Here is a 9,517-nt window from a genome sequence, read left to right as displayed (position 1 = left end):
CTGGTCGCCGAGGGCAAGTTGCGGTACATCGGGCTCCGGGTGGCGAGCGCGGAGACATTCCGCCGCGCCGAGGCCGTCCACCCGGTCTCCGCCGTCCAGAGCGAGTACTCGCTCTGGACGCGGGACGTGGAAGCCGACGTGCTCCCCACCTGCCGGGAACTCGGAATCGGCTTCGTGCCGTACTCCCCGCTCGGCCGCGGCTTCCTCGCGGGCCGCTTCAGCTCCCCGGACGAGCTGGACCAGGGCGACTTCCGCCGCACCAACCCGCGCTTCACGGAGGCCAATCTGGCGGCCAACCTCCGGCTCGCGGACAAGGTGAAGGAGATCGCCGCGGAGAAGGGCATCACCCCGGCCCAGCTGGCGATCGCCTGGGTGCTGGCCCGCGGCGAGCACCTCGTGCCGATCCCGGGCACCAAGCGCCGCACCTACCTGGAGCAGAACGCGGGGGCGGTCGACGTCGAGCTGACCGACGGGGACCTCGCCCGCATCGACGCCGAGCTGCCCGAGGTGGCGGGCGAACGCTACGACGAGGACGGGATGCGGGCGGTGAACCGCTGAACGGCCGCCGCTGAACGGCCGAGCGACCGTCCTGGTTCACGCGTTCAGCCGGTTTTGCGACGCTCTGCAGCGGGGACTTCGGAGAGGCTCGGGGGACGGCCGTCCTCTCCGAGACCCCTGAAAGAGTGGAGATTCTCATGCCGGTTCGTCGCATGGCCGGAGCGTGGGTTTCGGCAGCGGTGCTGGGGACGACGCTGTCCCTGGCGTCGGCAACACCGGCGAACGCCGCCCAAGGCACGTTCACCTACGTTCTGCGCAACGGGACCGTCCACACGCTCTCCGACCCGAAGTCGGGCGTGTGCCACAACCTGCTGCTGGACGAAGCGGTGGCCGAGGAGAACGCCACCGACAGATACGCGGTGCTGTACACCGAGCGCGACTGCGTGGCCGGCGGCACCCTGGTGGCACCCGGCCACGAGAAGGAACTCCCGTTCCGTAGCGTTCTCTTCTCCTCGGCTCCGTAATGAGGCCCAGCACGGATTCCCCGGCCTGAACCGTCGTTGGCCGGTCGTGTCCTCGACCGTGAACGGTGGAGGACACGACCCCCGGCCCCCCGCAGACCACGTCCCTCCTCGCGACCATCCCTTGCCGGCCTGCGGAGCCGCAGCAAAGTGCGCCGCGGAAAACCGGGTGCCCGCGCGGCGTAACGACGCCCCCCGCGGAAACCTTCCGGGCCACCGTGCGCGAGGTCGCCGCACTCCTGCTGACCGAACCCGCGCTCCTGCCCGAGGCCACCGCCCAACTGGTCACGGCGCTCCACTTGGAGGCCCCCGACACGGGCGAGCGCCTCGCCGAACTGGCCGCGCTCGTCGCCGACCGCCCGGCGCTCGCCGTGACCACCGCCGAGGCGGTGCGCCGACGCGGCTACGGACAACCCGAGGCTCCCGAGCACGCCCTGGCCGCCGCCCGCCGGCTGGCCGCCGAGGACGGACTCGCTCCCGGTCTGTTCGCCGTCGCAGTGACGACGGTGGGGGCGCAACTCGGCTGGCCCGCTGCCTGGCGGGAGGTGCTGCACGGCCTGCGCCGCCACCCGCGGCCGGACGTCCGCGACGCCGCGCGGGCGGTGTTCACCGACCCGGCGTGAGCGGACGTCGTGGGGACGCGCGGCGCGGAGGGTGCCCGAGCCGGCCTGCGAGCGATGACCCGGCGACCGACTCGCCGTCCCGTGGTGTCCGGGGCGGATGGCGTGATCGGTCATGTGCCGTGGCCCGAAAGTGTCTTGATGGACAGTCACATCCGGTGAAAGCGTGGACACGTTCCGTGTTGATCGCGTGGCCGACGGCAGCCCTTCGGTCACCCGGCATGAGGTGGCAGCTTGAGGGAGACGCAGCACCTGGCGAAGGTCTACAGCGACCGGGCCTACGTGCACACCACGACCGTGCGGCACCAGGGCAGCACGGTCGCGTTCGCGATGGACGACCAACGGCGCATCGTCTACAGCGTCCTGGACCTGTCACAGCACGACGAGGCGAAGGGGGAGGCGGACGCGGCCTACTGGTCGGAGGACCCGTTGCCGCTGCGCTTCCCCTCCGAGGTGGCGCGGGTCGGCTACGCGGTGGCGGGGACCGTGCGGATGCCCGTCGTCAAACGCGGCGGGCGGGTCGAGGCGGACGCGGCGGAGCGGCTGGACGACCAGGAGCTGGACCGGTTCCTGTCCAGCACGGCACGGCTCGGCGCCGCCGCCCCCTTCCACGTCCTCTCCGACGGCACCCACCTGTACGTGCTGCGCCAGTCGGTGCGCGCCGACCACCCGGACGCGGTGTTCCGGCTCACCGACGGCACCCGCTCCTCCGGCGACCCGGCGCGCACCGACTACCTGGCCACGGGCGGTCGGGCCAAGGTCCCGGCGGTCGACGCCACCCTGCTGTGCGACCGGTTCGTGCTGGCCGGCGGCGAGTTGAAGCCGGTGCTGGAGGTCCGCTACCGGCGCAGCCGGCACAAGGGCCGCCCGGACTCCGCCAAGGACAGCCTCGGCACGCAGGACATGGAGGGCCGGCCGTTCGTCGAACCGACCCAGGAGCTGTCCTTTGTCCGCAACCTCTCCGAGGGCCGGTTCACCGCCCTGCTGGTGCCCACCGCCGTGCACGGCCGGGAGCGCTGGCAGATCTTCGCGCACAACGACGCCACGGGCCGGATCGACGGCTTCAGCGTCGAGCGCGGCCGGGACGGCCTGTTCAACACCCAGGGCGCCCAGGCCTGGACCAGCCCCGACCCGCGCCACCGGGACGCCGTCTACGAGAGCTCGCCCGGCACGTGCCCGTTCACCGGCCGGCCGCTGGTCCCGGCGGCGAGCGAGAACGGCCGGGCCGGGACGGCCCTGCGCTTCGACGGCGTCGACGACGTGGCCGAACTGCCGAGCAGCGCCCTCGACCTGGCCGACTCCGACTTCACCGTGGAGTTCTGGGCCAGGCGCACCGCCACCGGCGGCCGCGAGGACTTCCTGATCGGCCACGGCGCCTCCAAGGGCGTCCGGCTGCGGACCCTGCACATCGGCTTCCGCCCGGACGACACCTTCACCTTCGCCTTCTTCCACGACGACCTGGACATCCCGCAGCGCACCACGGACACCGACTGGCACCACTGGGCCTGTGTCTTCGTCCGGGACACCCGCGAGCAGATCGTCTACCGCGACGGCGTCGAAGTCGGCCGCCGCACCACGGACATGCCGTACGCCGGCCTCGGCGGACTCACCCTGGGGCGCGGCATCCGCTCGTACGGGCGCGGCGAGCTCGACGAGGTCCGGATCTGGCTCCGCCCGCGCGGCGGCGCCGAGATCGCCGCCGACCGCGGCCGCCGTCTGATCGGCAACGAACCCGGGCTGGCCGTCTACTACCGTTTCGACGAGGGCGCCGGCACCACGCTGCACGACCAGACCGACCACGCCCGGCACGCCGCGTTGAGCGGCGGCCCCGCCTGGGTCACGTCGGAGGCCCCCGTCGGCGAGGACTCCGGGGTGAGCCGCAGCAGCTTCGCCTTCACCGGGCGCCGGGTGGTCTCCGGCCTGTCCGCGCTGCTGCACCACCAGCAGGAGGCCGCGCCCGCCGGCTACGACCAGACGTCCAAGCCGGTCAAGCGCCAGGCCAGGGTGCTGCTCGCCTGCACCACCGGCGGGCCCGACCCGGTGACCGGCGCGGCCACCGACGAGGCCCACGTCGCCACCGTGGACCTCGGCGTCGGCCGGGACGGCCGGCTGGCGCAGGTCCCGGAGGAGCTGGCCCTGCCGCTGCTGGCCGCGCCGGCGTCCAGCGGGAACGTGGAGGCGGCCGGCGACTTGGACGCGCAGGTGGCCCGGCTGAGCCAGGACATCGCCGCCACGGAGGCCGAGATCACCCGCCTCCAGCTGGAGACCGCCGAGGCCCCCGACGTCGAACGGCAACGCGCCGAGGCGCGCACCGCGTTGGAGAGCGACGTCACCTACTGGCGCTACCGGCTGCGGTTCAAGCTGCAGAAGGACGGCAAGGACCAGTACCTCGCGGTGCAGGGCGACCGCAAGGACAGCATCACCCCGCTGGTGCGCACCGCCGATCGGCAGGCCGCGTCCACGATCTGGACCTTCGAACCTACCGGCACCACGCTCAACGGCTACCCGTGCTACTTCGTCAGGAACGCCAACTCCGGACTCGACATGAACGTCGACAACCGGAGGACCGGCAACGACATCCCCCTGATCCAGTACCCCCGGGAGACCGACAACGCCGCCACCCACTTCGCGCTCGACGGCTGGAACGGCAACAGCCTGGTGGCCCGGCACAGCTACCAGCTGGTCGCGGCCCGGGACAGCCAGGGCGACCGCATCGTTCAGTACGACTACTCGACGGCGAAGGCCTCCGGCGAGGGCGTCCTGGTCCTGGAGCGGATCGACAACTCGCTGAAGACCAACCCCACCACCGACCGGCTGAACCGGCAGATCTCCGAGCTCACCCAGCGCCTGGAGCTCCTCGGCACCAAGCAGGACCGGCTCGCCCAGCTGCGCCGCGACCTTGCCGCCCAGCAGGCCGGCCTCGCCGCCAAGCAGGAGGAGCTGGGCCGGCTCACCGGCGGTGTGCGCGGTTCCGACGACATCGCCCTGCCCGTGCCGCAGCTGACCGTCGACCGCACCGGACTGAGCGCGTCCGGGGCCCTGCTGGGCTTCGCCCGCGCCGCCGACCGCCCGTTCCTGCTGGACAGTGCCACCGGCAACGTCGTGCTCTACTTCCGGGGCGGCAACGGCCAGTTCTTCGCCGCGTACTACGACAGCCAGGTGCTGCGCCCCTCCCGGCAGTTGGCCGCCGGCGGGCGGACGGTCTCCTTCACGGCCCGGGACGCGAACACCGACCTCACCGGGACCGGGATCACCGTCGAGGCCGGGGACGGCCCGACGCAGGTCAACCTCACCATCCGGCACGACGGCCGGACCGAGACGTGGTCGCACCTGCCCCGCCGGGCCGAGGACTTCGCCGCCGTGGTCAACGGCGCGGCCGAGCAGCCCGTCACGATCGGCACGGTGCTGCGGATCGACGGAGACGTGGTGCAGTTCACCGAGGGTACCCTCGCGCCGCTGGCCGGGCCCGGCTTCGTGACCGTCGGCGGCCACGGCTTCCGCTTCGAGGGCAGCCACCCGGCCGGGTCGAAGTCGCTGCGCCTGGGCGCGGGCGCGGACCAGACCCTGCTGAAGCCCGGGATGAGCGTGCAGCGGGTGCGCTACGACCACCGCTGGTCCGAGTCCTCGCAGCCCGGTACCACTCTCGCGGAGGGCTCCCGGCTGATCACCGTCGACCCCGGGGGCCTGGCCGAACTGCCGCTGGGCAGCGCGGACGGCCTGGTGCGCGGCCACGGCGGACGCTGGCGGGCCGACATGCCGGGCCGGGCCTACGCCTTCGACGGCAAGGGCCGCTTCCTGGCCCTGCCCGCCGGGCAGTTGCCCCGGGCCGCGACCCCGGGCGACCTCACCCTGGAGGCGTGGATCAACCCGGAGCGGGTCGAAGGGCCGGTGCGGCTGCTGCACGCCAACGCCGGGGACACCCCGTACGGCCTCGGCCTGCTCGGCACCCAGGCCACGTCCGGGCTGGTCTTCGACGGCGTGGACGACGCCGCCGTGGTGCCGGGTGCCTTCGGCTTCGGCGACGGCGACTTCACGGTGGAGTTCTGGGCCCAGCGAACCGCGATCGACAGCCGGTCGCACTACGTGCTCGGCCACAGCGGCGACCAGGGGCGGGCCGGCGAGAGCCTGCACATCGGCTTCCGCTCGAACGGCTTCTTCACCTTCGGCTTCTACGGCGACGACCTGGACACCACCCAGCGGTTCTCCGACACCAAGTGGCACCACTGGGCCTGCGTCTTCCAGCGCGAGACCCGCCAGCAGGTGGTCTACCTGGACGGCCAGGAGATCGCCCGGCGCACCGCCGACGCCCCGTACCGCGGGCAGGGCCGGTTCTCCTTGGGCTCGGTGGCCTGCTGGCCCCGCGAGTTCGCCGCCGTCCGGCTGGACGAGGTGCGGCTCTGGTCCAAGGCGCGTGGCGGCGACGAGCTGCGGGCCGACCAGGGGCGGCGGCTGAGCGGCAACGAGACGGGGCTGCTCGGCTACTGGACGTACTCGGCGTCGGCACCCGGCACCCCGGCCGTGCTGGCCGACCGCTCCGGCAACAACCGGCACGCCGAACTGCGCGGCATGCCCACCCCCGTCCCGGCGCGCGCACCGATCGCCGCCGGCGGCTACCGGGCCGTCGCGGCCGTCGGCGACCGCCGGGTGGTCAGCCGGGAGTCCTTCCCGCTGCGCGAGTGGAGCCACCTCGCCCTGGCCTACCAGCAGTCCTGGGCCGTCGAGTTGACCGGCGACGCCTACCTCGAAGTCCCGGACGACGACGCGCTGGACATCGCCGACGACCTGACCCTGGAGGTGTTCGCCCGCGTCGACCGCCTCGGCGAGACCCAGGGCCTGCTCTCCAAGGGCCGCACCGCCGACGGCGTCGGCGGCAGCGTGCCGTACCGGCTGGCCGTCCTCCCGGACGGGCGACTGGAGTTCGCCTTCGAGGAGCCCGACGGCCGGGCCGTGCGCTTCACCTCCACCGAGGGCGTGCGGGCCGGGCAGTTCCACCGCATCGCCGTGGTCCGCAAGGGCGGTCGCTCGATGCAGGAGCAGAAGGGCAGCAAGCAGATCACCGCCACCGGCGCCGACGGCAAGCCGGTCACCCAGAGCGTCGAGCTGGTGGAGTCGCTCGCCGTGCGCGAGTGGCAGGACATCCGCTTCCACCTGGACGGCCGGGAGATCGGGGCCGGCCGCTACGAGGGCCCCGGGCCGCGCGGCAACGACGCGCCGCTGGAGCTCGGCCGGGCTCGTGAGGGCGCCACCGTCCAGCAGCTGACCGGGGTGCTCGCCGAGGTCCGGATCTGGGGCACCGCCCGGGACGCCGCCCGGCTCGCCACCGCCGTCACCGCCCGCGACCGCGGCCTGGTCGCGCACTGGCGCTTCGAGGAGAACGCGGGCAGCACCACGGCCGACGCCACCGGCTCGCACCCGGCCCGGCTGCGCGGCGCCCGCTGGGTGCGCAACCCCGACCCGCGCGGCAGCGTCTTCCGCCTGTACCGCAACGGCGTCGCCGTCGCCTGCGACCCGGCCGGCACCCCGGGCCTGCCCGACACCGCCGCCTTCGCGGAGAACGGCGACGCGCAGCTGACCCTGGGCGCGGCGCTCAAGGGCGGCAAACCCGCCGAGGCGTTCGACGGCGTGCTGGAGGAAGTGCGGATCTGGCGCACCGCCCGCACCCACGAGCAACTGCTGGACAACCTGTTCACCCGGCTCAAGGGCGAGAAGGAGGACCTGGTCGCCTACTGGCCGTTCGACCGGGACTCCACCGAGGCGCGCACCGCCCAGGTCCGCGACGAGGGCCTGCGCGGCAACCACCTGGAGTTCGGCCCGGAAGCCACCCGCCCGCGCACGGTGCTGTCCAGCGCACCGGTCTCCAACGACGCCGCCCAGGTGCGTTCGGCCCTGGCCGGCCTGCGCACCCCGTTCCACCAGAGCGTCTCCGCCGCCCCGGCGGTCGCCGAGTACGCCGACATGCAGTACGGCTCGCGCGGCGAGGCGTTCGGCGTCCTCAAGCGCGCCTACAGCTACCTCCAGGACGGCCGCTGGCACCTGATCACCGGCTACAAGGTCGGCGAGCTGGTCAGCGAGTGGGTCAGCCAGGTCCAGTTCGACCCGCAGCTGATCGGCTACGTCGAGGGTGCCCCGCCGATCCCCTCGGAGAACCTCACCGCGGGCCTGACCGACCCGGGCAGCGACACCTTCGAGGGCGCCTCCACGGTCAAGCTCACCGAGGCCGAACAGGTCGTCCGCTCGTTGTCCTCCGCCAAGGAGCGCAGCGTGGACGCCGCCTTCGGCTTCGCGCTCTCCAACGAGGTGGACGTCGACGTCTGGATGATCACCGCTCCGCTGGGCTTCGGCATCGCCAAGTCCATCGCCAAGGGCGGGGTCTCGGCGAGCGTGCGGGGCAACCTGGAGTTCTCCAACAGCTGGGCCGAGGACACCTCCGTCTCCCAGGGCGAGAACACCGCCCGGACCACCAAGGTCACGCTCACCGGCCACTGGGAGGACCCGGGCCGGGTGCTCAACCCCACCGCCGGCCGGCGGTACGTTCCGGCCAACACCGGCTTCGCCGTCGTCCAGTCGCAGACCGCCGACGTCTTCGCGCTGCGCCTGGCGCACAGCGGCGCGCTGGTGGCCTACCGCATCCAGCCCAACCCGGACATCCCCAAGGACTGGAACGTCGTCCCCTTCCCGATCAACCCGCGCTACACCAAGCAGGGCACCCTGGACGGCACCGTCGGCTTCGACGAGCGCGGCAAGGTCGCCGACCCCGACTACCAGGGGGCCCGCGACCGGGGCGAGTACAGCTACTTCAAGCCTCGCGAGGCGTACGCGCTCAAGCGCCGCATCCAGCGCGACCAACAGCGCCTGCACAGCTACTACGACAGCGTCTCCACCGAGACCCACGCCCCCGACCCGCTCGCCCAGCGGGCCGGCCGGGTGCTCGGCGGCGCGATCGGCGCGGACGCCTCGCCGGCCCGCGGCCGGGACGCCACCGACAGCGCGACCGGGCAGGGCTTCTCCCGCCGCGACCTGGTCAACACCTACGTGTGGACGGCCGCCGGGGGCTTCTTCGCCGAGACCACCGAGACCACCGACGTGGTCAGCGAGACCACGGCCGGCTCGTACTCGCTCTCCGGCTCGGTGGGCACCTCGATCGGCACGTCGTTCCAGATCGCCGGCATCGGCGTCGGCGCCCAGCTCGACGCCTCGGTGGGCGGCGGGATGACCAGCACCCGGGCCCGCGGCAAGGAGGCCACCCGCTCCTTCGGCCTGGAGGTCGAGGTCGCGCCCAGCAGCAACCTGCAGAGCTACGACGGCGACCGCAACCCGGTCTTCGACCGTGACGGACAGCCCGTCAAGGTGCCCGGCAAGGTCGACGCCTACCGCTTCCTCAGCTTCTACCTCGGGGAGGACAGCGAGCACTTCGACACCTTCTTCCACAAGGTCGTCGACCCCCTCTGGCTGGAGAACGGGCACGACCCCAACGCGGCGGCGCTGCGCCAGGCCCGCCAGTCGGACCGCAAGCCGCCGTGCTGGCGGGTCCTGCACCGGGTCACCTTCGTCAGCCGGGTCCTGCCCGACATCCCGCCGGCCGACGCGCCCCCGCTGGAGAAGGCGATGCGGCAGCTGGACGTGGAGAGCAACTACGAACTCGTCCGCCGCCTCGACCCGTACGTGAAGTCCGCCGCCACCGGCCTGCCCGAACTGGCCGACGCCACCCGCACCACGCTCGCCCGGGAACTGCCGGAGCTGCTCCCGCACGCCGACGACGTGATCGGCTTCCTCGCCCAGTACTACGGCGTCGAGGCCTGAGCCCCGGGGCCGGGGGGGGGGGCGCCCCCGCCCCGGGCCCGCTCCCCCGGCCCCCCGGGGCCCCGCCGGGGGCGGATA

The 9,517-nt window shown here is 73.3% G+C and carries 4 protein-coding genes; all 4 read left to right on the top strand.

Going from position 1 to position 9,517, the window contains the following annotated elements; all coding sequences use genetic code 11:
* A partial coding sequence (locus tag ACFV4F_RS22315; protein ID WP_380504755.1) for an aldo/keto reductase occupies window positions 1-558 on the top strand: 558 nt, incomplete at its 5' end.
* 137 nt (window positions 559-695) lie between these two features.
* Window positions 696-1,022, top strand: coding sequence for a hypothetical protein (locus ACFV4F_RS22310; RefSeq protein WP_380444004.1), 327 nt, complete (start codon window positions 696-698; stop codon window positions 1,020-1,022).
* A gap of 215 nt (window positions 1,023-1,237) precedes the next feature.
* Window positions 1,238-1,642 carry a hypothetical protein gene (locus ACFV4F_RS22305; protein ID WP_380504753.1) on the top strand — a complete coding sequence of 135 codons (405 nt, stop codon included), beginning with the start codon at window positions 1,238-1,240 and terminating at the stop codon, window positions 1,640-1,642.
* Between the two features lie 231 nt (window positions 1,643-1,873).
* A complete protein-coding gene (locus tag ACFV4F_RS22300; protein ID WP_380504750.1) occupies window positions 1,874-9,439 on the top strand; it encodes a LamG-like jellyroll fold domain-containing protein in 7,566 nt (2,521 codons plus the stop codon).
* Window positions 9,440-9,517: the final 78 nt, after the last annotated feature.

This window comes from Kitasatospora sp. NPDC059722, from assembly GCF_042733235.1.
In the GTDB taxonomy this organism is placed as follows: domain Bacteria; phylum Actinomycetota; class Actinomycetes; order Streptomycetales; family Streptomycetaceae; genus Kitasatospora.
This window is presented reverse-complemented; position numbering and strand designations above follow the sequence as displayed.

What these genes read in the sequence shown, in the direction of transcription:
- ACFV4F_RS22310 (WP_380444004.1), top strand. Translation starts at nt 696, where the DNA reads ATGCCGGTTCGTCGCATGGCCGGAGCGTGGGTTTCGGCAGCGGTGCTG.